This is a genomic window from Streptomyces sp. NPDC001868, assembly GCF_040297125.1.
Taxonomy (GTDB): domain Bacteria; phylum Actinomycetota; class Actinomycetes; order Streptomycetales; family Streptomycetaceae; genus Streptomyces.
In genome coordinates, this window is sequence record NZ_JBEOYO010000006.1 from 115,879 (window position 1) to 141,277 (window position 25,399).

Sequence of the window (25,399 nt, forward strand, 5' to 3'; positions counted from 1 at the left end):
GGGGTCTCATGACTCGTCGGCGCGGCGCAGACCGCGGAACTGGAGGGCGTTGAGCAGGAGCAGCACGGCCAGCACGATGATCGACAGGGCGGCGGCGGTGCCGAGGTTCAGCCGCTGGAAGGCCTCGCGGTAGATCAACTGCACGACGGTGACGGTGGTGTTGTCCGGGCCGCCCTTGGTGAGGATGAAGAACTGGTCGAAGGCGAGCAGCGATCCCGTCACGCACAGGAGCAGGGTGAGCGCGAGGGACGGGCGCAGCAGGGGCAGCGTGATGGAGCGGAAGATCTGGGCCCGGCTCGCGCCGTCCATCCGCGCCGCCTCGTACACCTCGTGCGGGATGCGTTGCAGACCCACCAGCAGGATCAGCATGTAGAAGCCGGCGAACTTCCAGACGATGAGGAACACCGTCGACAGCAGTGCGGCGGTCGGTGTCCCGAGGAAGGACACCTCGTCGTCGGCGAGGCCGAGCCCTCGCAGGATGTCGCTCAGCGGTCCGGTGGTCGGGCTGTACAGCCCCCAGAAGAGCAGGGAGGCGGAGGCCAGGCCCAGGGCGCCGGGCAGGAAGTACACCGTACGGAAGAAGCCGACGCCGGGCCGTGACTCCTGGACGAGCAGGGCGAGCAGCAGGGCCAGGCCGAGGAGGACGACGGTGACGACGCCGGTGTAGAGGAGCGTGAAGCGGACGGCGGGCCAGAACAGCGGGGCGTCGGTGATGTCGGTGTAGTTCTCGGGGGCGTTGACGCCCCGGTCGCCGGTGAGCAGCGGCCAGTCGCTGAGGGACATCTGCCCGACGAGGAGCAGGGGCAGCACGAAGAAGACGATGACGAACACGGCGGTGGGAGCCGCGTAGGCCAGCCCCTGGGCCTTGCGGGACCGCCACCGGGGCGCCGACGCGCGGGGCGGGCGGCCCCGGTGTGCGTCGGGCGGGGCCCGGTGCGCGGTCGGCTCGGACTCGGCCACCTTCACCTGCATGCCTCTCCTCCGAAGTGACCTCGTCCGCGATGTGAGCTCACTCAGTCGGCGAGCGACTCGCTGACCGCGTCGTTGTCCTGGTCCACGGACTTGCCGTCACCGAAGACGGCGTCCCGCATCAGCGTCAGCCAGGGCCCGTTGGGGTCGTTGAAGGTCTGGCCGAACTTCAGCGCGTACGGGGTGTGGCCGTCGGCGACGAGTTCGTTGATGGCGACGAGACGGGGGTCGGCGTCGGAGTGCTTGTTGGATGCCAGGTCGGTGCGGGCCACGACGTCCTTGTGGGCGGCGACGACATCGACCTGGGCCTTGTCGCCGAGGGTCCAGGCGAGGAAGTTCCAGGCCTGGTCGGCCTTCTCGCTGGTCGCGGCGATACCGATGGCGTCGCCGCCGACGAAGGTGGACTTCCCGCCGTCGGGGCCCGGGATGGGGGCGACCCCGAGGTCCATGTCCTCGGGCATCAGCCCGAGCGTGGTCGACGGCATGGGCATGACCCCGACCTTGCCCTTCGGGAAGATCCCGGTCCAGGTCGTGCCCGTCTCGTCCTTCGCGCCGGGCGCCACGATGTCGTCGTCGACCCAGCCCCGGTAGGTGTCGTAGACCTTCTTGGCGGTGGCGGAGGCGAGCCGTGCCTCGGTGCCGTCCTCGTTCAGCACCTCCTCGCCCCCGGCCCAGATGGACGGCCACCAGGTGAAGACGCCGCAGCCACCGCAGTTGCCGCCGAAGAAGGTCCCGTCGACGCCGCCGCCCAGCGCGTCCACGGCCCTCGCCTGCTCGTCCCACTCGGCCAGGGTCGAGGGCGGCTTCTCGGGGTCGAGCTTCGCCTTGCGGTAGAGGTCCTTGTTGTAGAAGAGCACCGACAGATCGAGGGTGTGCGGCACCACGTACTTCTTGTCCTCGTACGTGCCGGCCTTGATGTGCGACTGGGCGAGGTGCTCGGCGAAGGGCAGTGCGTCGATACGTTCGGTGAGGTCGGCGAAGAGGGCGCTGGAGGTGTAGTTCGGCACGAAGACCACGTCGGAGGCGAACAGGTCGGGCAGGTCCCGGGAACCGGCGGCGGCGCCGACCTTGGCCTGGTAGTCGTCGGTGGGGACGACGGTCAGCTCGACCTTGTTCTTGTGGCTCGCGTTGTACGCCTTGACCAGGGCCTCGCTCTGCGGTCGGGTCGCGGCCCGGGTCCACATCGTCAGCGTGGCGCCGTCGTCGACGCCGGTGGCGTTCGCCGCTCCGCCGTCCTTGCCGCCGCCGTCCTTGCCGCCGTCCCCCGACCCGCAGGCGGTGACCAGGCTCGCGGCGGCGAGCAGTGCGACGGCGCCTGTGACGAGGCGGCTCGCGCGGCCACGTGGTCCGACCGTGCTCCCCATGTTCGTTCCCCCTTGCGCGAAGTGATGTCGCGGAGTGATGTCACAGAGCGGTGGCGCTGAACGGTGGCAGTGCACGGCGGCGGTGCACAGTGGCGGTGCACGGGTGACGGAGACGAAAGAAACCGAAAAGGCTTTCTGAGACGCTAGGACGCACCCGAATGCCCGTCAATCCCCTTGCAGAGAGCGGTTGTCGATGGCTCACAGAAACCCGTGGCAGCATCCTGACCGAAACGTTTCCCGTAAAGTTCCGGATGGGGCGTGCCATGCTCGGCGAGGTCGGCACGCGTGGCGAGACAGGAGACTCACCCATGGCACAGGCCACCGGCCCCTCTCGTTCACAGCCCGCCACGCTCGGCGACGTCGCCCGGCTGGCGGGCGTCTCGATCGCCACGGCGTCCAAGGCCCTCAACGGCCGCAGCCAGGTCCGCGCGGAGACCAGACAGCGGGTCGTCGAGGCCGCCGAGCGGCTGTCGTTCCGGCCCAACCAGGTGGCGCGCGGTCTGCTCGCCGGACGCACCGGCACCGTCGGGCTGATCACCAGCGATCTGGAGGGCAGATTCGGCATACCGATCCTGATGGGCGCCGAGGACGCCTTCGGCGCGGGCGAGGTCGCGGTCTTCCTGTGCGACGCGCGCGGCGACGCGATCCGTGAACAGCACCATCTGCGGGCCCTGTTGGGCCGTCGCGTCGACGGTCTCATCGTGGTCGGCAGCCGCACCGACCCGCGTCCCTCCCTGGGCCGCGAACTGCCCGTCCCGGTCGTCTACGCCTACGCCCCCTCCGACGACCCGGAGGACTTCTCCGTCGTCCCGGACAGCGTCGGCGCCGGCCGGATGGCCGTGGACCACCTCCTCGCCTGCGGCCGCACCCGGATCGCCCACATCACCGGCGACCCCGGCTATCTCGCGGCCCAGGACCGGGCCGAGGGGGCGCGGGCCGCGCTCGCCGACGCCGGTCTCGCCCTGATCGGCGAACCCCGGTTCGGCGCCTGGTCGGAGGGCTGGGGGCGGGCCGCCACCGCCATGCTCCTCGACCGCCATCCCGACATCGACGCCGTCCTGTGCGGCAGCGACCAGATCGCCCGGGGTGTCATGGACGTCCTGCGCGAGCGCGGCCACCGTGTTCCCGACGACATCGCGGTCATGGGCTTCGACAACTGGCAGATCATGACCGCCGGTTCACGCCCGCCCCTGACCAGCGTCGACATGAACCTCGAACAGGTCGGCCGGGTCGCCGCCCACGCCCTGTTCACCGCGATCGCCGGCACCGCCCGCACCGGGGTCGACACCCTCCCCTGCAAGGTGGTGATCAGGGGATCCACGGCACCGCTGTCGTGACGGGGGCGAGGGCGGGGACGGGGACGGGGACGGGGACGGGGACGGGGAGAGCATGGCACTGAGCCGCGATCCGAGCCGGGGACGAGACCGGGCCGGGGGCGGGAGCCGGGGCTCAGGACGAAGCCGCTCCGGGCCGGCCGCGGCCCCATGGGCCCCCTCAGAGCAGCGGGACCACCCGTCCCGAAAGCTCACGCGCCCGTGACGCGCTCGGCGCTTCCTCACCCCGCCCCCGGCCGGGGGCGAACCGCTCTCAGCGCGATGTCGGGGCGATTCCCCCAGGCATGCCGTCAGGGCCCCCGACGCCGCTTCCGCGCTGCTGGAGCCGGCCCGCGCCGCCGACCTCGTGTTCGTCGGACGCGACGAGGCGGAGCGGCTCTGGGGCACCCGCACGGCACGGGACGTCCGCGACCTGCTCGGCCCCGGCCCGGTCCTGGTCGTCAAGGACGCCGGACACGGAGCGACGGCGTACGGCGCCGACGGCGAGGAGACCTTCGTCCCCACCCCCGCCACCCGGGTCGTCGAACGCGTCGGGGCCGGCGACGCCTTCGCCGCCGGCTATCTCGCGGCCCTCCTGGAAGGCCGCACCCCCGCGCACGGACTGCGCCTGGGCCACCTCGCCGCCGCCGCGACGCTCGGCACCCGGGAGGACGTCCCCAGCGACCTGACCCGCACCGCCCTCGACCCCCACCTCACCCTCGACCCCGCGACCTGGTCCACCCTGCGCCTGTCCTGACCCCGGCCGTGCCCGGGGTCTAGCGGGACTCGGCCAGATACCCGCGTGCCAGCTCACCCGCCCGCCCGAACCAGTCGGTGAGCAGGGCCAGTTCGTCGGCCGAGTACTGGGCGAAGAGTTCGGCTAGACGGGCGTAGAACGGGCCGTAGACGGCCAGCACCCGCTCGGCGGCGTCCGGGACCGCGACCACGCGGACCCGGCGGCGGTCGGCGGGATCCGGCTGCCGGGTCACGAAGCCGCCGCGCTCCAGGCGGTTGAGGACGCCCGTCACCGCCCCCGTGGTGACATGGGCGCGCCCGGCCAGATCCCCGGCGGTGACCGGCGTGTCCCCGGCCTCCATGACGTACGCGAAGCAGACGAGGTCCGTGACGCTCAGTCCGAGCTTCCGGGCGAACTCCTGCTGGCCGACGATCATCGTCGCGATCAGGCCGTCCATGGCGCTGATCGCGCCAGGGACGGTGGGACGGCGTTCGGCCTCCATTGATATTTGCCTCCGGGGCAGGCTAAATTCCTTACTCGCTAAGACATCATAGTCCGGCGCCATGGGCGTGGCCGCGGCATGCCGTGGAACGGCACGGCGCGCGAGGGGAGCAGACACGTGAGTCTTCACGATGACGGTCACACCGTCGCCGGCTGGACCGGCACCGCCATCGGCACCGCGGGATCGGCGGCGCTCGGCCTGGGCGTCTGCGGCTGGACCCCGGGTTTCTTCCTGGGCACCGCCGTCTCGGTACTGGCACTCCTGGTCACCTGGGGCCTGCACCTCGCCGGCTGGGGCAAGCCGCCGGGCCCCCGCCCCCGGGACCAGTGGAGCCCCCGGGTCCGCGACCGCTCCGCGCGCGGCGGCCACGTGGACTGCCTCGGCTGCCGCCTGGCCGGCCGCCGCCGCACCCCGGCCCCGCTCCCGGCCGTACCCGGACCTGCCACCAGCCCCGACGGCATCGACACCGGCACCGTGACCGTCACGGTCCGGGCGGGCGACCAGTCGCCCTGATCGGACAGTAAACGCTTACCGTCATCGAGGGCCCTGGTTCGCGGACCGTGACCCCCGACCCTCGTCCCATGCAGTAACGTCGAGGCGTGACGGTCAATGAGAACGGTCGCCGGAGCAGCCCAGAACCCAGTGGGGCCAGGCGTCGTCGGAACAGCGCCTCGGGCGGCGAGCGGCCCAGCACGATCCGGGACGTCGCCGCTCAGGCCGGGGTGTCCGTAGCAACCGTTTCCCGCACACTGGCCGGCAACTACCCGGTGTCCACCGAGACCAGGGCCCGGGTCATGGCGGCCGTCGAGTCGCTGCACTACGTGGTGAACGTCCACGCCAAGGCCCTCTCCGGCCGGGTCGCGGGCCCCGTCGCCCTGGTCATCAAGGACATCACCGGTCCCTCCTTCGCCCATGTCGCGGCGGGGGTGGAGCAGGCCGCCGCCGACCGGGGCCGGCTGAGCCTGGTGTGTGCAACGCACGACGACGTGGCCCGCGAGAACGACCTGGTCCAGCTGATGCGCGAGCAGCACGCGGCCGCGGTCCTCCTCGTCGGCGGGGCCCCGCAGGACGCGGCGTACCGGCGGCGGATGGCCGAGTACGCGACGGCGCTGGACGCGGCGGGCTCCCGGCTGGTGCTGGTGGGCCGCCCGCCGCTGCCCGGCGATCTGCCGGTCACGGTGGTGCAGTACGACAACCGGGGCGGAGCCTTCCAGGCCACCGACCATCTGCTGAGCGCCGGTCACCGGCGCGTCCTCTTCCTGGGCGGAATCCCCGGGCTGAGCACCTCCGAGCAGCGCCGGGACGGCTTCCTGCACGCGCTGCGCGCCCACGGGGTGGCGCCCGCCGGGGAGTTGGAGCTGCCCGGCCCGTACACCCGGGTCTCGGGCTATCAGCGCACCCGGGAGGCGCTGGCGGCCGGCCTGGGGTTCACGGCGGTCTTCGCGGGCACCGACATGGTGGCCACGGGGGCGCTGGCCGCGCTGCGCGAGGCGGGGCTCGACGTCCCCGGTGACATCTCCCTGGTCGGCTTCGACGACGTCCCGTTCGCCGCCGACCTCTCCCCCGCGCTGACCACGGTGCGGGTGCCGTACGAGGATCTGGGGCGCACGGCGGTCCGGTTGGCGCTGGAGCGCGAGGAGCGCCTCGGGGGCGACGACCACGTGGTGCTGAGCACGCAGTTGGTGATCCGTCAGTCGGTACGCACGCTTTCGTGACCGTACGCACCGGTCGGTGACGGCGGGGCGGCGTAGCAACCCCCGTACCTTCACGGGAACTTGACGAGCCGTCTGCCCTCCGTAGGGCCTGGAGCGGCATCAGGTCAACCGTCCCGGACTATTGACTCGGATCACCTCAGTGGCGATTCTCGTCACATCGCTTGTGCCAGCCATGACAAACGGGCTATGGCGCCGTGGGTGTTGACACGTCCCGGAACGGTCTGGCCGATCGACCGCGCAATCCCCCGACCGAGGACGTGAGTGATGACCAGGACTCCGCGCGCCCATCGCAGACGCAGACCCCTCATGGTGCTGGCGCTGTTCCTCACCGCGATGGGCATGCTGCTCAGCCCGTCGTCGAGTTCGGCCGCCACCGGCGAATGGTGGCTGCCCACCTCCCGGCCGTCGCCCGACTCCCAGATCAACGTGACGGGCGAGCCGTTCAAGGGGACCGACTCGGCGGGTGACGTGCGCGGGTTCGTCGACGCGCACAACCACCTGTTCTCCAACGAGGCGTTCGGCGGCCGGCTCATCTGCGGCAAGGTGTTCTCGACGTCCGGTATCGCCGACGCGCTGAAGGACTGTCCCGAGCACTACCCGGACGGCAGTCTCGCGATCTTCGACTACATCACCCACGGCGGCGACGGCAAGCACGACCCGGTCGGCTACCCGACGTTCAAGGACTGGCCGGCGTACGACTCGATGACGCACCAGGCCAACTACTACGCCTGGATCGAGCGCGCCTGGCGCGGCGGTCAGCGGGTGCTGGTCAACGACCTGGTCACCAACGGGATGATCTGCTCGATCTACCCGTTCAAGGACCGCAGTTGCGACGAGATGACCTCGATCCGGCTGCAGGCGAAGCTGACGTACGCGCTCCAGGACTACATCGACGCGCAGTACGGCGGCACCGGCAAGGGCTGGTTCCGGATCGTCACCGACAGTGCGCAGGCCCGTGAGGTGATCAAGCAGGGCAAGCTCGCCGTCGTCCTGGGCGTGGAGACCTCCGAGCCGTTCGGCTGCAAGCAGATCCTCGACATCCCGCAGTGCTCCAAGGAGGACATCGACGAGGGCCTCGACGAGCTGTACGACCTGGGTGTGCGCAGCATGTTCCTGTGCCACAAGTTCGACAACGCGCTGTGCGGCGTCCGCTTCGACGAGCACGGTCTCGGTACGGCGATCAACGTCGGCCAGTTCCTGTCGACGGGCACCTTCTGGCAGACGGAGAAGTGCAAGGGCCCGCAGAAGGACAACCCGATCGGCGGCGCGGCGACGGAGGCCGAGGAGGATCTGCCGGCGGGCACCGAGGTCCCGGAGTACGACGCGGACGCGCAGTGCAACGTACGGGGGCTGACCGATCTCGGTGAGTACGCCGTGCAGGGCATGATGCAGCGCAAGATGATGCTCGAGATCGACCACATGAGCGTCAAGGCCACCGGCCAGGTCCTGGACATGTTCGAGGCCGCGTCCTACCCGGGCGTGCTGTCCTCGCACAGCTGGATGGACCTGAACTGGACCGAGCGGGTCTACTCCCTCGGCGGTTTCGTCGCCCAGTACATGCACGGCTCCGAGGAGTTCAGCGCGGAGGCCAAGCGTACGGACGCGCTGCGGACCAAGTACGACGTGGGCTACGGCTACGGCACCGACTTCAACGGCATCGGCGACCACCCGGCCCCGCGCGGCGCCGACACCTCCAACCCGGTGACGTACCCCTTCAAGAGCGTCGACGGCGGCTCGACCGTCGACAAGCAGACCACCGGTCAGCGCACGTGGAACTACAACACCGACGGCGCGGCCCATGTCGGCATGATCCCGGACTGGATCGAGGACATCCGGCTCGTCGGCGGCCAGGGCGTCGTGGACGACCTCTTCAAGGGCGCCGAGTCCTACCTCGGCACCTGGGGCGCATCGGAGGCCCACCAGGCCGGTGTGAACCTCGCCCAGGGGAAGACGGCGACGGCCGGCGCGTCCGAGTCGAACCCCGTCACCAGCTACCAGCCCGGCCGGGCCGTGGACGGTGACGGCGGCACGCGCTGGGCGAGCGACTGGAGCGACTCCCAGTGGTGGAAGGTGGACCTCGGCACCTCGCGCACGATCAAGAAGGTCACCCTGGACTGGGAGCGGGCCTACGGCAAGGCGTACCAGATCGACGTCTCGACGGACGGGTCGACCTGGAAGACCGTGTGGTCCACGACCGCCGGTGACGGTGGGCTGGACACGGCCAAGTTCGCCGGTGTGACGGCCAGATATGTTCGAATGCTGGGGACCGACCGCGGCACGGACTGGGGTTACTCCCTCTACGAGGTCGGCGTCTACAGCGGCTGACCGCACCACCACGGGGGAAGAGAGATCCACATGGCACGCTTGCCATCGGCCGAGCGGCGCAGACAGCTCACCGAGGCCGCGATCCGCGCGATGACCCGGGACGGCGTCCCCAGGACGACGACCCGGTCCATCGCGGCCGAGGCAGGCGTGTCCCTGAGCGTCTTCCACTACTGCTTCGAGTCGAAGCAGGAACTGCTGGAATCCGTCATCACCACCATCACCGGGCACTATGTGACGCTGGTGCGGGAGGCGATCACACCCCGGGAGACGCTCAGGGAGACCGTCCGGGCCGGTTTCCAGGCGTACTGGGACCATGTCTCCGCCCACCCGGGCGAGCACATGCTCACCTACGAGCTGACCCAGTACGCCCTGCGCGAGCCCGGGTTCGAGCACCTGGCGCGGCGGCAGTACGAGTTGTACCGCGCCACCTACGCCGAGCTGATCGAGCAGCTGCGGCTGTCCATGGGGTTCGAACTGGCCGTGCCCGTGCCCGTGCTGGCCCGCTATCTGGCCGCCATGACGGACGGCCTCACCCTGAACTTCCTGGTCCTCGGCGACGACACGGCCTGGACGGACATCCTCGACACGATCACCGACCACGTGGCCGGCCTAGTGCGCGAGGAGGTCCGGCCGTAGCTCCCGTCCGCCCGGCCTCAGCGGGCCGAGGCGGCGATCAGCTGGTCGAGCAGGGCGATCAGGACGTCACGGCACGAGGTGCGTTCCCTGGCGTCGAAGAGCAGCACAGGCGTGTTCTCGGGCAGGGCCAGGGACTCGCGGATCTCGTCCGGCCCGTACGGATGCTCGCCGTGGAAGCCGTTGACGCCGATGACGAACGGGATCTTGCGGCGTTCGAAGAAGTCGATGGCGGCGAAGCTGGACTCGGGCCGGCGCACGTCGACCAGGACGACGGCGCCGAGGGCGCCGATCGCGAGGTCGTTCCACATGAACCAGAACCGCTGCTGTCCGGGCGTGCCGAACAGATAGAGCACGAGGTCCTGGCCGATGCTGATCCGGCCGAAGTCGAGGGCCACCGTCGTGGCGTTCTTCTCCGGAATGCCGTCGAGGTCGTCGACGCCGAGACCGGCCGTGGTGAGGGGTTCCTCGGTGCGCAGCGGGGCGATCTCGCTGACCGACCCGACCATGGTCGTCTTTCCCACGCCGAATCCTCCGGCGATGAGGATCTTCACCGTGTCGGGAGCCGAAATCCCCTGGGGGGTGGGGTCAGAGCCGGCCAAGACCGTCCCTCACTTTCTTCAGCAGGTCCAGGTCGGTGGTGCGGGAGATCATGCGGGGCTGGCGGACGCTGATCCGGCCCGCCTCCTGCAGATCGCAGAGCATGATGGCGACCACGCTCACCGGCAGGTCGAGGCCGGTGGCCAGCTCCGCCACCACGATCGGCTTGGCGCACAGCCTGAGGATCCGCGCGTGCTCGGGCTGCGGCCGGGTGCCGCCGACCGGCTGCGGGTCCACTGCCGCCACCATGGTGATGAGGGTGAAGTCGCCACGGGCGGGCCGGGTCCGGCCGCCCGTCAGGGTGAACGGGCGAACCAGCCGGCCCGCCGCGTCGCCTCCGTTCACCTCACTCGCCGCTGTCGGCCGCGACGACACCGGCGCGCGGCGCCGCGCTGAGGTGCTCGCCGATCTTCTTCACCAGCATGTTCATCTGGTACGCCACCACGCCGACGTCCGCGCCCTGCCGGGTCAGCACGGCGAGGTTGGCGCCGGGTCCGGCGTTGGTGAGGATGAGGAAGGCGTTGCCCATCTCGATGAGCAACTGGCGTACGGGACCGCCGCGGAAGTCCATGCTGACGCCCTTGCTGAGGCTCATCAGGCCGGACGCGGTCGCCGCGAGCCGCTCGGCGTCGTCGCGCAGGAACGCGGTGGATTTGCTGACGACCAGTCCGTCCTCGGAGAGCACGACGGCGTGGTCGACCTCGGCGACCCGGTCCACCAGTCCGGTGAGCAGCTGGTCGAGCTGGCTGTGCGTGGCGGGGATGGGGCGTGTCATCTGTGTGTCCTTCAATGAGCGGTCTGCGTGGGGAGTCGAGGGGCCGTCAGGTACCGGAGGCGGGGATGCGGTCTCCTGGGTCTTCGGATGCGGATTCCTCCCCTGGTGCGTACTCGGTTTCCGCTTCGTCGTCACGTGCCTGGAGCGTTCCGCGCTGGAACCCGGCGAGCGAGGAGGCCGCGCGCTCGGCCGTGAAGTCGTCGGCGTCGCCGTCCGGGCAGGGCCCCGTCTCCTCCTTCAGCTCGGCGGCCAGGCTGGTCTGCGGGATCCGGCGGGGCAGCGGCATCGGGGTGCCCTTCTTGCCCGTCGGGGGCTTCCTGACGGCGGCCGGCCGGGTGCCGTTCGCTTCCTCGACGGCGTCGGCGGTCCGCCCGTGCGCTGCGGGCCGCTCCTGCGGAACGCGGTCCCGGTCCTCCCGTGCGGGTTCGGTCTCCGGCTCCGCCGCGGCGGCCGCGACCCGGGCGGCCACGAGCGAGGCGCGTACGGGCGGTTCGGCCGCCGCGGTGCCATCCTCGTCGGGGGCGGGGGCCTCGCGGACCACGATCTCGTCCGGGATCAGCACGATCGCGGTGGTGCCGCCGTACGGCGAGGCGCGCAGGGTGACCGCGATGCCGTGCCGGGTGGCGAGCCGGGCGATGACGAACATGCCGAGCCGGAGGTCGTCGGCGAGCGCGACCACGTCGAACTGCGGGGGCACCGCCAGCTGGGTGTTGAAGGCGGCGTAGTCCTCCTCGGACATGCCGAGCCCCCGGTCCTCCACTTCGAGGGCGAGCCCCTTGGCGACGGTCGCGGCGCGGACGCTCACGGGGCTGGGCGCGGGCGAGTACGTGGTCGCGTTGTCGATCAGCTCGGCGAGGAGGTGGATCACGTCGGCCACGGCGGGCGGGGCGATCCACACGTCGTCGTCGGCGTGCACCTCGACCCGCTGGTACTCGGCGACCTCGCCGACGGCGCTGCGCAGGATGTCGATCAGGGCGACCGGTTCGGTCCAGCTGCGGCCGGGTCGCTCGCCGCTGATGATGACCAGGTTCTCCTCGTAGCGGCGCAGCTGGCTCGCGGTGGAGTCCAGCTCGTAGAGGCCCTTGAGGATCTCCGGGTCCTGGTGCTGGCGCTCCAGTTTGTCGAGCTTGGTGAGCTGGAGGTTGACGAGGTTCTGGCTCTGCCGGGCGATGCCGAGGATGACGCGCTGGAAGCCGCGCCGGGTGTCGGCGAGTTCGACGGCGGTGTGCACGGCGGTGCGCTGGGCGGCATTGAACGCCTTGGCGACCTGGCCGAGTTCGTCGGTGCCGTAGTCCAGCGGGGCCGCGGCCTCGTCCACGTCGATCTTCTCGCCCCGGTCGAGGCGGGCCACCACATCGGGCAGCCGGTGCTCGGCGAGGCTGAGGGTGGCCGTCCTGAGGCCGGTGAGCCGGCGGGACAGGGAGCGGGTGATGCGCCAGGACATCACGACGCACAGCAGCAGCGCGGCGAGTCCGCCGGCGCTCAGCGAGCCGGCCGTGATCAGCAGACTGCGCGCCTCCTCGCTGCTGCGCGCCAGCAGTCCCTGGGTCTGCTCACGGATCAACTGCTCGTACTGGGTGGACAGTTTCGCCATCGCGGCGTTCCAGCGCGCCTGCTCCTTGGGCAGTTCGGTCCGGCGGGACTCCCCGCTGCCCTTCGTCCGTGCCGCGAGGACCTGGTCCTCCACGGCCTGCAGCCCCTGCCAGTCCCGGCCCTGGACGATCCGCTCGACCCGGATCTTCACCTCGCCCTCCAGAGAGGGGACGAGCTGGTTGTCGACGAGCCAGCGGCGGGCGTTGACCACCTGGACGAAGCGGTCCCGGGTCGGCTCGTCGAGCTGTCCCGAGGGCCAGTTGAGGGTGAGGATCGCGTCTTCCTGGGAGACCAGCTCGGCGGCCTGCGCGACGGTGACCAGCGGGCCGGCCTGCGAGGTGAGGTCGCCGTCGTCGACCTGGGCGAGCTGCTGGAAGGCGTGGATCTGGCCGTCGATGATCGAGCTGTAGTGGTCCAGGGCCTGCTCGGGCGTGATGTCGGTGGGGTTGTCCACCTGGTCGCGGTAGTACTCCAGGCTGTTCGACGCGCCGAGAACGGAGTACAGCTGGTCGCCGATGCGCTCGGGGGCGTCCTCGATCTCGCTCGCGCGGCGGTCCAGCTTGGCGACCGCCGCGTCGGTCTCGCGGCGCTGCTGCTCCAGGGCGTCCATGGAGCTGCCGGGGGACGCCATGTAGGCGGCCGACAGGGCGCGCTCGCGCTGCAGGGCGAGGGTCGCGTCGGTTCCCATCGCGCCGGTGGACTTGCTCAGGCCGGTCTGCGTCCGCAGCCGCAGTCCCTCCGAGAACATCTGGGTCGTCGTCACACCCCAACTCACGGCCAGCGTGACGCCGGGGATCAGTGCCAGGAGGATCAGCGAGAGACGTATGGAGCCGAGACGGCGCCGGGCGCCGGTCCGTGAGGGCATCGTCGTCCTTGGGCGGTTGGCGGGGAGCGGAAGGGATCGGAAGCTGGGGCGACAGGGGTCCGGGGATGGTGGGTGGACACCTGTCAGTGGGGCGCACAGGGGATGCGCAGGATGTTATCCGCACAAGTGAGCGCACGTCGCAGGGGTGGTCGGAAGTTTGGCGTCGCCGTTACACGACCGTTCCGGATGCTTGGGTTCCGTGGTGCGGTCATGCCCGAACGGAAGGTTCCGTTTGTCCGTGCGCGGCGGCTCGGGGAGCTCGGCCGGCCGGTGGTCCCGCAGGGGTCCGGACGCCGCACGTCAACGGGTCCCGTTCGCCGCGAACTCGGCGACTCCGTCGATGTTCTTCCTGGTCACGAACGCGGGGCCGGTGAGCACGGGCTCGACGCCGCCGCCGCTGGTGTTGCCGTTGGTCCGGTAGAGCCACAGCCCGTCGACCGCGAGATAGCCCTGGAGGTACGGCTGCTGGTCCACGGCGAACTGGATGTCGCCGCGCTTCACCGCGTCGACCAGGTCCTTGTTGAGGTCGAAGGTGGCGACCTTCGCCTTGCTGTTCGCGTCGTCCACCGAGTCCACGGCGGCGAGGGCGAACTGCGCCCCGAGCGTGACGACCTCGTCGATGGTCGGGTCCTGGCGGAGCTTGGCGGCGATCGAGCCGGTCACCGCGTCCATGTCGGTGCCGTCCACGTACAGGTTCTCGGTCTGTCCGCCGAAGGTCTTCCGCACCCCGGCGCAGCGGGCCTCCACGGCGACGTTGCCGCGCTCGTGGATGACGCACAGGGCATGCTTGGCGGCGCGGGCGTCGAGTTCGTCGCCGAGCGCCCGGCCGGCGACGCTCTCGTCCTGGCCGAAGAAGCCCAGCAGTCCCTGGGTCTGCCAGGCGTCGATACCGGAGTTGAGGCCGACCACGGGTATGCCGGCGGCGCGGGCCTCGGCGACCGCGCCCCGCATCGCCTGCGGCTTGGCCAGGGTCACCGCGATGCCGTCGACCTTGTCGGCGATCGCGTCGCGCACCAGCTTCGCCTGTCCCGCGGCGTCGGGGTCGCTGACGAAGGTCAGTTCGATGCCGTCCTTTGCGGCAGCGACCTCCGCGCCCTTGCGGACGAGGTCCCAGAAGGCGTCCCCCTCGGCGCTGTGGGTGATCAGCGCGACCTTCATCCCGCCGCCCGGGGCGCCCGAGGTGTCCGTGTCCGAATCGGTGTCCGATCCGCCGAGCACCGAGCAGCCGGCGACGGTCAGGAAGACGGCGGCGGCGAGCGCCGTGGCACGGAAGGCCGTGAAGATCCTCTGGGGCGCGGGGGGTGGATTCATGGGGGCGCGGCACCTCGCTGTGCGACCGGGGTGGGAGGTCTGGAGAAGGCGAAGTCGCCGCCGTCACCGCGATGACGTGCGGTGACTGGCTGACTTTCGCTGGGCGGAGCCAATCGTGTGTGACACCCGGTAGTCAAGTGAACAACAAAATCGATGTGTTGCTGTGACAGCCCGTTTCTGACCTGCGCACACGTGTCAACGACCGCCACGGATCCCGGCCCGGGAACATGGACCGTTCCACCCCGCGCCCGGGGGTCGATTCTCGGCCACGCCCGGCCCCGGCTCGAAGTTCCGTTCTCTTGGCCGAAATTCACTCCGAGAGTCGGCAACCTCCGCACGTCCGGCGGCGACTGCTCGGCTGACGACCATCCCCCCGCATGAACGGAAGCGACGCGTGAGAGACAACGACGGCAAGGCCCGCCACCGCAGGAGGAAGACCGCCCTCGTGGCCGGAGTCCCGCTCGCCCTGGCCGCCGCCGGGACCATGGCGTACGGCGCGGTCTTCGGCGTGTTCGGCAAGGACGCCGAGCCCCTGGCCGCCGCCGCCGGCCCCTCCTGGGCCGCCGAGTCCGCCGACGGCTTCGCCTCGGTGAACGCGCTGGGCCAGAACGGGACCTACGGCGGCCGGGACGGCAAGACGGTGACCGTGCGGACCCTGGCCGACCTGGAGAAGTACGCGACCGCCGCCGAGCCGTACGTCATCGTCGTGGCCGGGACGATCAACATGAACCCGGTGGGCAAGGAGATCAAGGTCAAGTCCGACAAGACGATCGTCGGCTCCGGGACCTCGGGCCATATCGTCGGCGGCGGCTTCTTCCTCGGCTCCGGCGTCCACAACGTCATCATCCGCAACCTGACGATCCGTGACTCCTACCAGGGCATCTGGAACGACAAGGACCACGACTTCGACGCCGTCCAGATGGACGGCGCCCACCACGTCTGGATCGACCACAACGATCTGCGGCACATGGCCGACGGCCTCATCGACAGCCGCAAGGACACCACCTACGTCACGGTGTCCTGGAACAAGCTGAGCCAGAACAACAAGACCTTCGGCATCGGCTGGACCGAGAACACCACCGCCGATCTGACGATCCACCACAACTGGCTCCGCGAGACCGAGCAGCGCAACCCCTCCACCGACAACGTGGCCCACGCGCACCTGTACAACAACTTCCTGGAGGACGTGTCCGGCACGGACATCAAGTCGTCGTACGGCAACTACGCGCGCGGCAAGACCAAGATGGTCCTGGAGAACAGCTACTTCCAGGGCATGAACAACCCGGTCACCAAGGACTCCACGGCGGCCCTGGTCCAGCGCGGCAACGTCTTCTCCGGCACCTCCGGCCGCAACGAGAGCGGCGGCACTGCCTTCGACCCGAAGACGTACTACAGCTACACCCTCGACAAGACGGCCGACGTGCCCGCGCTCCTCAAGTCCAGTACGGGGCCGAGGAGTTCGATCGGCACGACAGCGACGACCAAGGCCGCCGCGGCCACCACGCTCACCGTCGCCAAGGACGGCAGCGGCCAGTACACCAGCGTGCAGAAGGCCGTCGACGCGGTGCCCGCGAACAACGCCTCGCGGGTCGTCATCTCCGTCAAGCCCGGCACCTATCGGGAGGTCGTCAAGGTGCCCGCCAACAAGCCGCACGTCACCATCCAGGGCTCGGGGGCGAGCCGCAAGGACACGACGATCGTGTACGGCAACGCGGCCGGGACACCGAAGCCGGACGGCTCGGGCGGCTACGGCACACCAGGCAGCGCCACCATGTCCATCCAGTCCGACGACTCCCAGGTACGCAACCTGACCGTCACCAACGACTTCGACGAGGCGGCGAACCAGTCCGTCAACGGACATCAGGCGGTGGCACTGCTGACGCAGGCCGACCGGATCGTCCTCGACGGGGTCATCGTCAACGGCGACCAGGACACCCTGGAACTGGAGACGGCCGCCAGTGACAAGCTCGGCCGGGTCTACATCACCAACTCCTACATCACAGGCAACGTCGACTTCATCTTCGGCCGGGCCACGGTGGTCGTCGACAGGTCGGTCATCACCGTGAAGAAGCGCTGGGACGGCTCCTCCGGCGGATACATCACCGCGCCGAGCACGCCCGCGAACCGCAAGGGCATCCTGATCAACCGCTCCACCGTCAACGGTGACGTGTCCGCCGCCAGCTTCTCCCTCGGCCGCAACTGGCACCCCGGCGGCTCCACGACCGTCGACCCGCAGACCACGGTCCGCAACAGCACCCTCAGTGCGGCGGTGAGGCCCAAGCCCTGGTCCGACATGGGCGGCTTCTCCTGGAAGGACGACCGCTTCGCCGAGTACAAGAACACCGGCCCGGGTTCGGGCCCCGCGAGCGCCGACCGGCCGCAACTGACGGACGCGCAGGCCGCTGACCAGGAGGTCGCGGACTGGCTGGGCGGCTGGACGCCCGGCGCCTGACGCTCCCCCGCACCACGGGAACACCACGAGAGACGCACCGCCCCGGTTTTCTGTTATCTCCCCCGGGGCCGGTGCGTCTCCTGTTCGTAGCCGCCCGCGCGGGCCGACGCGGGCACGAGCCGCGACCCAGTACCCGAGACCCGAGGACCTCCCACGTGACAGCACAGATCAGCCGCCGGAGCACGCTGAAGATCGCCGGTATCGCCGCGGGCGCGGCGGGCCTGGGAGTCGGCACGGGCCTGGCGGCGACGCCCGCCTCCGCGGCGGGCGGCGCCTTCGCGCACCCCGGTCTGCTCCACACCGGGGCGGACCTCGCCCGGATGGCGGCCCAGGTGAAGGCGGGCGCCCAACCCCACACGGCCGGCTTCGCCAGGCTGACCGCCAACCGGCACGCGCAGAGCGGTTGGCGGGCCAACCCGCAGACAACCGTGGTCCGGGGAGGCACCGGCCAGAACTACGTGATCCTCTACAACGACATCCACGCCGCCTACCAGAACGGCCTGCGCCACCACGTCACGGGCGAGTCCGTGTACGCCGACACGGCTGTCGCCATCCTCAACGCCTGGTCGGCGAAGCTCACCTCCCTCGCGGGCAACGCCGACCGCTTCCTGGCCGCCGGGCTGTACGGCTACCAGATCGCCAACGCCGCCGAACTCGTCCGCGACCACCCCGACTTCGCGCTCGACCGCTTCCAGGAGATGCTGAGCGGCGTCTTCGCCCCGCTCAGCGACGGCTTCCTGGTCGAGCACAACGGCGCGGTCGTCACCAACTACTGGCCCAACTGGGACCTCGCCAACATGGCCTGCGTCCTGGCCACCGGCATCTTCTGCGACGACAGGGCCCAGGTCGCCCGCGCCGTCGACTACTTCAAGAACGGCGAGGGCCTCGGCGCCGTCAAGAAGGCCATCCCCGTAGTGCACGACGACGGCCTCGCCGAGTGGCTGGAGGCCGGCCGCGACCAGGGCCACGCCCTGCTGGGCGTCGGCCTGATGGGCACCTTCTGCGAGATGGCCTGGAACCAGGGCATCGACCTGTACGGCTATGACGACAACCGCTTCCTCAAGGGCGCCCAGTACGTCGCCAGGTGGAGCATGGGCGGACAGGTCGCCTACACGGAGAACACCCGCGCCAAGGGCGCGATCAACGGCTGGTCCGGCCGGGAGACCGCGTCCCAGGCGGCAGGTGTCGACCCGAACATGACGCGCCCCATCTGGGCCATGATCGCCAACCACTACACCAAGCGCCGGGGTCTCGACGCCTCGTACGTCACCCGTGTCGCGGCCAAGGCGGCCCCCGAGGGCGGTGGCGGCGACTACGGCCCCAACAGCGGCGGCTTCGACCAACTGGGCTTCGGCACCCTGGCGTTCACCCGGGACAAGGCCACCCCCGCCGAGAGGAGCGCGTCCCCCTCGGGGTCCACGGCCACGCCGGGCTCGGACAGCGGCGCGGGAGCCACCTCGAAGAAGGGCGCGTCGTCCGCCTCCCCGTCCCCCTCCGCGAGCGCCCAGGGCGGGCGGGGCGAGGACCTGGCCGCCACCGGCACCTCCGACTTCCCGGCCTGGACCGCCGCGGGCGGAGTCGCGGCTCTCGCGGGCGGCCTGCTCCTGCTGCGCCGCCGCAACCGCCAGGGCGGGCAGTCGTAGTCCCGGTCCCAGTCTCAGTCTCAGCCGGGGAGCCGACGGGCACGCAACGTCCTCGCAACCTGCCGGGGCGTTCACTACGGCCATGGATGTCGTCCCGCGCGTAGAGCTGACACCCGCGGCCGCCGATCTCGTACGGCGGCTGCGGGCGGACCACGGCCCGTTGATGTTCCACCAGTCGGGCGGCTGCTGCGACGGCAGCGCCCCCATGTGCTACCCCGACGGCGAGTTCCGTACGGGAGCCTCGGACGTCCTCCTCGCGGAACTGACCGTCGACGGGGTCGACGAGAAGGTCGGGTTCTGGATGTCCCGCGCCCAGTACGAGGCATGGAGCCACACCCGGCTGATCGTGGACGTCGTACCGGGCCGTGGCAGCGGCTTCTCCCTGGAAGCACCCGAAGGAGTGCGTTTTCTCATCCGTTCCCGCGTCGTCGAAGCCGGGCAACCGCCCGGCCGGTAGTCGTCTGGTGCACTTCCCCTGAGTCCTGGGACGGTTGACGAGACATCAGGGGGCACCGTGACACGTCGTGATGGACGGTTCAGAACGGTACTGACGGTTCTCTCGGCGTGGAGTGTGCTGGCCGGCGCGGCCCTCGTGGGGGCGGCACCGGCCAATGGCGCGCCCAGGGCCGTCGTCATCGCACCGGGGATCGAGTACACCCACTTCGACATCCAGGCGGCCAAGGGCGTCACCCACGCCCATGTCCTGACCGTCGACCTGCGCAACCCCAAGGTGGGCGTGGGGCTCCTCTACCCGGGCAAGGTGGCCGCGCGGGCGACCGTGTCCCGGCTGGCCACGTCGGCGGGTGCCGTGGCCGGGGTCAACGGCGACTTCTTCAACATCACCGAGACCCAGCATCCCGGTGTCGCGGCCACGGGAGCGCCGGTCGGCCCGGCGATCGCCGGCGGCCACGCGCTCAAGGCCGCCGTACCGAAGGGCCAACGCTTCGGCCCGGCCCTGCCGCCCGGCACGACCACGAGGGACGTCCTCGGCGTCACCACCGACGGCACGGCCCGCCTCGACAGCATCGCCCTCGACGGTTCCGTCACCACCGCCGAGGGCGACCTCCCGCTGCGCGGCCTCAACCAGTACGCCCTGCCGGTCGGCTCCGTCGGGGCCTTCACCTCGGACTGGGGCAGCGTCTCCCGGATGCGCGCGGTCTGCGGCACGGACACCGACCGGGCGGCGCCGTGCAGCACCGACACCCACGAGGTGCTGGTCGAGGACGGCCGTGTGGTCGGCTCGGCCGGTGCCCCCGGCAGCGGTGCCATCGCGGCGGGCGCCACCGTCCTCGTCGGCCGTGAGGCGGGCGCCCAGCAGCTGCGCAAGCTCGCCCCCGGCGACGCGGTGGAGGTACGGCACCTCCTCGTCGCCTCCACCGGCACCCCGTACGCCTTCGCGCTCGGCGGCTACCCGGTCCTGCGGGGCGGTCAGCCACTCCCCGGCCTCAACGACACGACCTCGGCGGTCCGCACGGCCGCCGGTATCGCGGACGCGGGGCGCCGTCTCCTGCTCCTCGCCCTGGACGGCGCGGCGGCGTACCGGACGGGGCTGACCATCGCCGAAGTCGCCTCCACTATGCGGGAGTTGGGTTCGGTGGACGCGTTCAGCCTCGACGGCGGCGGTTCCTCCACGCTGGTCGCCCGCGCGGCCGGCACGACCACCGTAACCGTCCGCAACCACCCGTCCGACGGCACGGAACGGGCCGTCCCGAACGGCATCGGTGTCTTCACGAAACCGTGAGCGTCGTACGTCGGGTGCGGGTCCGGTGGGGGCTGGTCGCGCAGTTTCCCGCGCCCCTGAAAGGGCAGGGGCTGCGCCCCGTGCCTTTTCAACGGCCCGCAGGGGCCGTTGCCTTCAGGGGCGCGGGGAACTGCGCGAGAAGCCCCACGCACCCGCACCCGCCGAACGCACCCGAACCCCCGAGCTCTCAGGCACCCACCCTCACGGCCTGAGGCTGCTCACGATGTCCGCGGTCGCCGTCAGCCCATGGTGAATCGTCGGCGCCAGACTCGTGCTGGCCATGTAGAACCCCAGCAGCACACACACCGCGGCGTGCGAGAACTTCAGCGCGCCGTTGCGCAGGAAGACCACCGTCAGGATCACGAGCAGCACCACCACAGAGATGGAAATGGCCATCGTCAACCTCCTCCGCCACGCCCACTTCGCGGCATTCGGCCGCAAGTGTGGCGTAGCGGAGGGTTCGTCCGTGCGGCGGACGTGTCCGCCGAACGAGTGGTGTCGACCGGGTGCCGACCGTGCCGGGACCTACCCCGCCCGGCGGGCGTCCAGGAACGCTTCGAGGCCCGCGAGATCGTCCGTGTTGAGGAAGTCCACGTCGGCCGCGACCAGCTCGCCCCACAGCGCGTCCCGGGCCGGACCCGCCAGGTCGGGCGTCGCCCAGAACCGCACCTTCTGCCCGCGCCCGTGGGCCGTGGAGACGATCTGCCGCAGCTTGGCGCGCTCGGCGTCGGGGAACGGACCGACGCCCTGCCAGGTGAAGTTGAGCGTCCAGTTGTCGGAGATCAGCGGGATGAAGGAGGCGGGCGCGGGTGTCGCGCTCACGAGGTCGGCGAGCCGGCCGTCGTAGAAGGCGTGCCGCACGGTCTGCGCCTCCATGGGCACCCGGGCGGCCCGGTCCCCGGAGATCACGGCCGTGACCGCGCCCGGGTGGACCCGGCCGTGCGCGTATGTCGTGAACAGGTGCCGGTGGCGCCGCAGATGACGGTCGAGTTCGAGGTAGGTCGACGCGCCCTCGGTCTTGATGTCGATGAGGAGTTGCAGCGGCTTGCGCTGCCCCCGGTACACCGAGCCGTGGTGGGCCCGGACGCGGGCGGCGAGCGGCTCCAGGTAGAGGGATTCGAGGGTGCGGGTGGGGTCGAGGTCGGCGGCGTCGTGGGCGACGAGGAGCTGGTCGCCGACGAGGAAGATATCGGCCTCGACGCTGCCGAAGCGGTGGTCGAGGGCGTCGAGGAGGGGGCGCGGGTGCTCGTAGTCGTTGTGCGCGTGGGCCCGCCACAACGGGCGCGGGCGGTGCCTCTGTTCACCGGCCAGCGCGCCGGTGGCGGGCAGGGCGACCGCGCCCGCGAGGGCGGCGCCGAGGGTGGTGAGAGCTCTGCGACGGGTGGTGAGGGCCATGCTCTGCCTCCCGGGTGGGGCCGGTTGCGGACTCAGCGAGTATGCGAGCCGGAAGGGGCCGATGAGCAGTGCCGTGCGGGGAGTTGGCCGGACCGCCGTCGTTCGTTCACCCGGGTTCACCTGGGCGCCCGCGCGCACACGGAGAAGCCCGCCCCTGGTGGGGCGGGCTTCCCTCGCTCTTCCTCAGGTGTACGTCAGGGGGCCTGGAGGTCGACCAGTTCGGCCAGGGCCGCCCGGTGGGCGCCCGCCGTGCCGTACGCGATCGAGTCGGCCTTCGCCCGCTTCAGATACAGGTGGACCGGGTGTTCCCAGGTCATGCCGATCCCGGCGTGCAGTTGCAGCGCCTCCTCGGCCGCGTGGACGGCCACGGGTGCCGCGAAGGCCTGGGCGACGGCGACCGCGAGGTCGGTGTCGTCGCTTCCGGTGGCGAGCTGGTCGGCCGCGTTCCGGGCGGCGGCCCGGAGGTTGACGACCTCCAGCCACAGGTGCGCGAGGCGGTGCTTGAGCGCCTGGAAGCCGCCGACGGGCCGGTTGAACTGCTTGCGCTCCTTGAGGTAGCGGACCGTCTCGGTCAACGTCCACTCCGCGAGCCCGAGTTGCTCGGAGGCCAGCAGTCCGGCCCCGGCGCGCAGGGCCCGGCGTACGGCGGGTTCGGCGTCGCCGAGGAGGCGGCCGGGGGCCCCGTCGAGCGTCACCTTCGCCAGCGGCCGGGTCAGGTCCAGGGACACCTGCGGGGTGACGGTCGCGGCGGACGCGTCGACCGCGTACAGGCCCCCGTCGTCGGCGGGCACCAGCAGCACATCGGCGACGGCCGCGTCCGCGATGCCGGTCAACTCCCCGTGCAGGGCGCCGTCTTCGTGCCGTACGACCTTGTAGGCGCTGCCGGCGGGGAGGTTCAGGGACACCGCCAGGGCGCCGATCCGCCGGCCGGAGGCCAGGTCGGCGAGCAGGTCGCCGGCCTCGCCCGCCAACAGGGCCTCGGTGGCGACGACGGCGCTCGTGAGGAACGGCACGGGGGCGATGGAACGCCCCAGCTCCTCCAGGACGACGGCGGCTTCGCGGTGCGTGGCGCCCTGGCCGCCCAGCTCCTCGGGGACGAGCAGCCCGGCGAGGCCCATGCCGTCGGCGAGCAGCTTCCACAGTTCACGGTCGTGCGGGGCGTCCGTCTCGACGCGCGCGATCACGCCGGCCGCGTCGCAGTGGTCGGTCAGCAGATCGCGGACGGCCGCGCGGAGGGCCTCTTCCTCCTCCGAGTACAGCAGGTCGGGCTGGGCGAGCTGAGCTGTCATCGGGCGAGGTCCTTCCAGGCGACGTCCTTGTCGGTGCGCGGCTCGCTGGGCAGGCCCAGCACACGCTCGGCGACGATGTTCAGCAGGACCTCGGTGGTCCCGCCCTCGATGCTGTTGCCCTTGGAACGGAGGTAGCGGTAGCCGGCGTCGCGGCCGACGAAGTCGACGAGTTCCGGGCGCCGCATGGTCCAGTCGTCGTACAACAGGCCTTCCTCGCCCCGGAGTTCGACCTCCAGGCCGCTGATCTCCTGGTTGAGGCGGGCGAAGGCGAGCTTCATCCCGGCGCCCTCGGGGCCGGGCTGTCCGGCGACGAGCTGCTGACGCAGTCGCTCGGCGGTGAGCCGGGCGGCCTCGGCCTCGACCCAGAGCTTCAACAGCCGCTGGTGGAGGTCGTGGGTGCGCAGTTCGGGGCGTTCGCGCCAGGTCTTGGAGACCGGGCCGATCATGCCGCCCTCACGGGGCAGCCGCATACCGCCGATGGCGACGCGCTCGTTGTTCAGCGTGGTCTGCGCGACCTTCCAGCCGTCGCCGACCTCGCCGAGGCGGCGCGCGTCCGGAATCCGTACGTCGGTGATGAACACCTCGTTGAACTCGGCCTCGCCGGTGACCTGGCGCAGCGGCCGGACGTCGACTCCGGGATCGGTCATGTCGCAGATGAAGTAGGTGATGCCCCGGTGCTTGGGCACGTCAGGGTCGGTGCGGGCGATGAGGATGGCCCAGCGGGCGACGTGCGCGCTGGAGGTCCACACCTTCTGCCCGTTGACCACCCATGCGTCGCCCTCACGGACGGCCCGCGTGCCGAGCGCGGCCAGGTCGGACCCGGCACCCGGCTCGCTGAAGAGCTGGCACCAGACCTCCTCGCCGGTCCACAGCGGCCGCAGGTACTGCCGCTTCTGCTCCTCCGTGCCGTAGGCGAGGATCGTCGGCGCGGCCATGCCGAGGCCGATGCCGATACGGCGCGGGTCGTTGTCGGGGGCGCCCTCCGCCTCCAGGTCCGCGTCCACGACGGCCTGGAGGGAGCGCGGGGCGCCGAGCCCGCCGAGGCCCTCGGGGTAGTGCACCCAGGCGAGTCCGGCGTCGAAGCGGGCGCGCAGGAAGTCCAGGCGGTCGGTGGTGGCGGGCGGGTACGCGGCCAGCAACTCGGCTGTGCGGCGCCTGAGGTCGGCTGCGTCGGTCATGCGGCGGCTCCGTTCTCCAGCGAGGGCACCACGACGACCCGGCCCGTGGTCACTCCGTCGGCGACGCGCTGCACGGCGGCCGCGGCCCCGGCGAGCGGTGCGCGCTCGCTCACCAGCGGCTTGACGACGCCCCGGGCCGCCAGTTCGGTGAGCTGCTCGTGGCAGTGCTGGACCAGCTTCGGGTTCTTGGTGTTGTACAGGCCCCAGTGCAGGCCGAGGATCGAGTAGTTCTTGACGAGGGCGTGGTTGAGGCCGGGGCTGGGGATCGTCCCGCTCGCGAAGCCGACGACCACGATGCGTCCCTCGAAGGCGACGACCTTGGTCGACTGCGTGTAGGCCTCGCCGCCCACGGGGTCGTAGACGACGTCCGCGCCCCGGCCTCCGGTGGCCTCCTTCACGGCGGCGACGACGTCCTCGCTCCGCCGGTCGACCACCACGTCACAGCCCAGCTCCCGGGCCGCGGCGACCTTGTCGGCGCCGCCCACGACGCCGATGACGGTCGCCCCGGCCGCCTTGCCGAGCTGCACGGCCGCGCTGCCGACCCCTCCGGCGGCGGCGTGGACGAGCAGCGTCTCCCCCGTTTCGAGCCGGGCCCGCCGGTGGAGGCCGAACCAGCCCGTCTGATAGCCGATGTGCAGGGCGGCGGCCCCGGCGTCGTCCAGCGACTCGGGGGCGGGCAGCAGCGCGGCGGCATCGGCGACCGCGTACTCGGCGAGACCGCCGTACGGCAGCGCGGGGTTGGCGATGACCCGGCGGCCGTCCTCGGTCTCCCCGCAGATCTCCACGCCCGGGGTGAACGGGAGCGGCGGCCTGACCTGGTAGTGCCCCCGGCACATCAGCACATCCGGGAAGTTGATGTTCGCGGCGCGCACCTTCAGCAGGACCTGGCCGTCACCGGGCGTGGGCCGCTCCACGTCCTGGAGCCGCATCACCTCGCTCGGCTCGCCGTTCTCGTGCACTTGCCATGCCTGCATGCGGTGCCTCCACGGACTGCTTCGGA

At 71.1% G+C, this 25,399-nt stretch carries 22 protein-coding genes and 1 pseudogene; 10 read left to right on the forward strand and 13 right to left on the reverse strand.

The annotated features are described in order from the left end of the window. Positions 1-6: 6 nt before the first annotated feature. Positions 7-972: a carbohydrate ABC transporter permease gene (locus tag ABT147_RS09625; RefSeq protein ID WP_351403719.1), complete on the reverse strand. Its 966-nt coding sequence runs from the start codon at positions 970-972 to the stop codon at positions 7-9. 41 nt (positions 973-1,013) lie between these two features. Continuing rightward, the gene (locus ABT147_RS09630) at positions 1,014-2,333 is read right to left on the reverse strand and encodes an ABC transporter substrate-binding protein (protein WP_351403721.1); all 1,320 of its coding nucleotides are present in this window, start codon (positions 2,331-2,333) and stop codon (positions 1,014-1,016) included. A 308-nt stretch (positions 2,334-2,641) separates the two neighbouring features. Between ABT147_RS09630 and ABT147_RS09635 the strand changes: the two genes are divergently transcribed. After that, positions 2,642-3,670: a LacI family DNA-binding transcriptional regulator gene (locus tag ABT147_RS09635; protein WP_351403724.1), complete on the forward strand. Its 1,029-nt coding sequence runs from the start codon at positions 2,642-2,644 to the stop codon at positions 3,668-3,670. A gap of 310 nt (positions 3,671-3,980) precedes the next feature. Next, a pseudogene (locus ABT147_RS09640) lies at positions 3,981-4,403 on the forward strand (PfkB family carbohydrate kinase); the annotation flags it as partial. Positions 4,404-4,422: 19 nt separating this feature from the next. Here ABT147_RS09640 and ABT147_RS09645 read toward each other — a convergent pair. Further along, a complete protein-coding gene (locus tag ABT147_RS09645; RefSeq protein ID WP_351403726.1) occupies positions 4,423-4,884 on the reverse strand; it encodes a MarR family winged helix-turn-helix transcriptional regulator in 462 nt (153 codons plus the stop codon). 117 nt (positions 4,885-5,001) lie between these two features. On the opposite strand from ABT147_RS09645, the gene ABT147_RS09650 reads away from it, so the two are divergent. The 4 genes from ABT147_RS09650 to ABT147_RS09665 all read left to right on the forward strand — a co-directional run bounded on the left by ABT147_RS09650 (position 5,002) and on the right by ABT147_RS09665 (position 9,560). Continuing rightward, positions 5,002-5,397 carry an HGxxPAAW family protein gene (locus tag ABT147_RS09650; protein WP_351403728.1) on the forward strand — a complete coding sequence of 132 codons (396 nt, stop codon included), beginning with the start codon at positions 5,002-5,004 and terminating at the stop codon, positions 5,395-5,397. 86 nt (positions 5,398-5,483) lie between these two features. Further along, positions 5,484-6,599, forward strand: a complete 1,116-nt coding sequence (locus ABT147_RS09655) for a LacI family DNA-binding transcriptional regulator (RefSeq protein ID WP_351403731.1) — start codon at positions 5,484-5,486, stop codon at positions 6,597-6,599. 264 nt (positions 6,600-6,863) lie between these two features. Continuing rightward, complete coding sequence (locus ABT147_RS09660; RefSeq protein WP_351403733.1) at positions 6,864-8,924, forward strand: galactose-binding domain-containing protein; 2,061 nt, start codon at positions 6,864-6,866, stop codon at positions 8,922-8,924. A 30-nt stretch (positions 8,925-8,954) separates the two neighbouring features. Then, entirely contained in the window at positions 8,955-9,560 is a 606-nt protein-coding gene (locus tag ABT147_RS09665; RefSeq protein WP_351403735.1) for a TetR/AcrR family transcriptional regulator, read from the forward strand. 17 nt (positions 9,561-9,577) lie between these two features. Here ABT147_RS09665 and ABT147_RS09670 read toward each other — a convergent pair whose 3' ends face one another. The 5 genes from ABT147_RS09670 to ABT147_RS09690 all read right to left on the reverse strand — a co-directional run bounded on the left by ABT147_RS09670 (position 9,578) and on the right by ABT147_RS09690 (position 14,701). Next, entirely contained in the window at positions 9,578-10,159 is a 582-nt protein-coding gene (locus ABT147_RS09670; RefSeq protein ID WP_351403738.1) for a GTP-binding protein, read from the reverse strand. Continuing rightward, complete coding sequence (locus tag ABT147_RS09675) at positions 10,146-10,502, reverse strand: DUF742 domain-containing protein (protein WP_351403740.1); 357 nt, start codon at positions 10,500-10,502, stop codon at positions 10,146-10,148. The genes ABT147_RS09670 and ABT147_RS09675 overlap by 14 nt, the downstream gene beginning before the upstream one ends. A gap of 1 nt (position 10,503) precedes the next feature. Next, positions 10,504-10,932, reverse strand: a complete 429-nt coding sequence (locus ABT147_RS09680) for a roadblock/LC7 domain-containing protein (RefSeq protein ID WP_020114533.1) — start codon at positions 10,930-10,932, stop codon at positions 10,504-10,506. 46 nt (positions 10,933-10,978) lie between these two features. Beyond that, complete coding sequence (locus tag ABT147_RS09685; protein ID WP_351403742.1) at positions 10,979-13,390, reverse strand: sensor histidine kinase; 2,412 nt, start codon at positions 13,388-13,390, stop codon at positions 10,979-10,981. A 300-nt stretch (positions 13,391-13,690) separates the two neighbouring features. Continuing rightward, positions 13,691-14,701: a substrate-binding domain-containing protein gene (locus tag ABT147_RS09690; protein WP_351403745.1), complete on the reverse strand. Its 1,011-nt coding sequence runs from the start codon at positions 14,699-14,701 to the stop codon at positions 13,691-13,693. A gap of 394 nt (positions 14,702-15,095) precedes the next feature. On the opposite strand from ABT147_RS09690, the gene ABT147_RS09695 reads away from it, so the two are divergent. From ABT147_RS09695 to ABT147_RS09710, 4 genes are all read left to right on the forward strand, one after another. After that, positions 15,096-17,153 (forward strand): pectinesterase family protein, encoded by a 2,058-nt coding sequence (locus ABT147_RS09695; protein WP_351403747.1) that lies wholly within the window; start codon positions 15,096-15,098, stop codon positions 17,151-17,153. A 155-nt stretch (positions 17,154-17,308) separates the two neighbouring features. Beyond that, entirely contained in the window at positions 17,309-18,796 is a 1,488-nt protein-coding gene (locus ABT147_RS09700) for an alginate lyase family protein (protein WP_351403749.1), read from the forward strand. A gap of 82 nt (positions 18,797-18,878) precedes the next feature. Beyond that, entirely contained in the window at positions 18,879-19,253 is a 375-nt protein-coding gene (locus tag ABT147_RS09705; RefSeq protein WP_351403751.1) for a DUF779 domain-containing protein, read from the forward strand. Positions 19,254-19,310: 57 nt separating this feature from the next. Further along, positions 19,311-20,537, forward strand: coding sequence for a phosphodiester glycosidase family protein (locus tag ABT147_RS09710; protein ID WP_502983062.1), 1,227 nt, complete (start codon positions 19,311-19,313; stop codon positions 20,535-20,537). 201 nt (positions 20,538-20,738) lie between these two features. On the opposite strand, the gene ABT147_RS09715 is transcribed toward ABT147_RS09710, so the two are convergent. The 5 genes from ABT147_RS09715 to ABT147_RS09735 form a co-directional block, all read right to left on the reverse strand. Continuing rightward, entirely contained in the window at positions 20,739-20,933 is a 195-nt protein-coding gene (locus tag ABT147_RS09715) for a hypothetical protein (protein ID WP_351403754.1), read from the reverse strand. A gap of 129 nt (positions 20,934-21,062) precedes the next feature. Then, the gene (locus ABT147_RS09720) at positions 21,063-21,932 is read right to left on the reverse strand and encodes a phosphatidylinositol-specific phospholipase C/glycerophosphodiester phosphodiesterase family protein (protein ID WP_351403756.1); all 870 of its coding nucleotides are present in this window, start codon (positions 21,930-21,932) and stop codon (positions 21,063-21,065) included. Positions 21,933-22,126: 194 nt separating this feature from the next. Beyond that, the gene (locus tag ABT147_RS09725) at positions 22,127-23,221 is read right to left on the reverse strand and encodes an acyl-CoA dehydrogenase family protein (protein ID WP_351403758.1); all 1,095 of its coding nucleotides are present in this window, start codon (positions 23,219-23,221) and stop codon (positions 22,127-22,129) included. Next, the gene (locus tag ABT147_RS09730; protein WP_351403760.1) at positions 23,218-24,399 is read right to left on the reverse strand and encodes an acyl-CoA dehydrogenase family protein; all 1,182 of its coding nucleotides are present in this window, start codon (positions 24,397-24,399) and stop codon (positions 23,218-23,220) included. Before ABT147_RS09730 ends, ABT147_RS09725 begins: the two co-directional genes overlap by 4 nt. Next, positions 24,396-25,373, reverse strand: a complete 978-nt coding sequence (locus ABT147_RS09735) for an NADPH:quinone oxidoreductase family protein (RefSeq protein WP_351403762.1) — start codon at positions 25,371-25,373, stop codon at positions 24,396-24,398. The genes ABT147_RS09730 and ABT147_RS09735 overlap by 4 nt, the downstream gene beginning before the upstream one ends. Positions 25,374-25,399: the final 26 nt, after the last annotated feature.

Bases quoted from the DNA above. Each gene is read 5' to 3' on its own strand.
- ABT147_RS09735 (WP_351403762.1), bottom strand. From the start codon at position 25,373: ATGCAGGCATGGCAAGTGCACGAGAACGGCGAGCCGAGCGAGGTGATG.
- ABT147_RS09705 (WP_351403751.1), top strand. From the start codon at position 18,879: ATGGATGTCGTCCCGCGCGTAGAGCTGACACCCGCGGCCGCCGATCTC.
- ABT147_RS09690 (WP_351403745.1), bottom strand. From the start codon at position 14,701: ATGAATCCACCCCCCGCGCCCCAGAGGATCTTCACGGCCTTCCGTGCC.
- ABT147_RS09680 (WP_020114533.1), bottom strand. From the start codon at position 10,932: ATGACACGCCCCATCCCCGCCACGCACAGCCAGCTCGACCAGCTGCTC.
- ABT147_RS09660 (WP_351403733.1), top strand. From the start codon at position 6,864: ATGACCAGGACTCCGCGCGCCCATCGCAGACGCAGACCCCTCATGGTG.
- ABT147_RS09715 (WP_351403754.1), bottom strand. From the start codon at position 20,933: ATGGCCATTTCCATCTCTGTGGTGGTGCTGCTCGTGATCCTGACGGTG.
- ABT147_RS09635 (WP_351403724.1), top strand. From the start codon at position 2,642: ATGGCACAGGCCACCGGCCCCTCTCGTTCACAGCCCGCCACGCTCGGC.
- ABT147_RS09725 (WP_351403758.1), bottom strand. From the start codon at position 23,221: ATGACAGCTCAGCTCGCCCAGCCCGACCTGCTGTACTCGGAGGAGGAA.
- ABT147_RS09645 (WP_351403726.1), bottom strand. From the start codon at position 4,884: ATGGAGGCCGAACGCCGTCCCACCGTCCCTGGCGCGATCAGCGCCATG.
- ABT147_RS09665 (WP_351403735.1), top strand. From the start codon at position 8,955: ATGGCACGCTTGCCATCGGCCGAGCGGCGCAGACAGCTCACCGAGGCC.
- ABT147_RS09730 (WP_351403760.1), bottom strand. From the start codon at position 24,399: ATGACCGACGCAGCCGACCTCAGGCGCCGCACAGCCGAGTTGCTGGCC.
- ABT147_RS09625 (WP_351403719.1), bottom strand. From the start codon at position 972: ATGCAGGTGAAGGTGGCCGAGTCCGAGCCGACCGCGCACCGGGCCCCG.
- ABT147_RS09685 (WP_351403742.1), bottom strand. From the start codon at position 13,390: ATGCCCTCACGGACCGGCGCCCGGCGCCGTCTCGGCTCCATACGTCTC.
- ABT147_RS09720 (WP_351403756.1), bottom strand. From the start codon at position 21,932: ATGGCCCTCACCACCCGTCGCAGAGCTCTCACCACCCTCGGCGCCGCC.
- ABT147_RS09630 (WP_351403721.1), bottom strand. From the start codon at position 2,333: ATGGGGAGCACGGTCGGACCACGTGGCCGCGCGAGCCGCCTCGTCACA.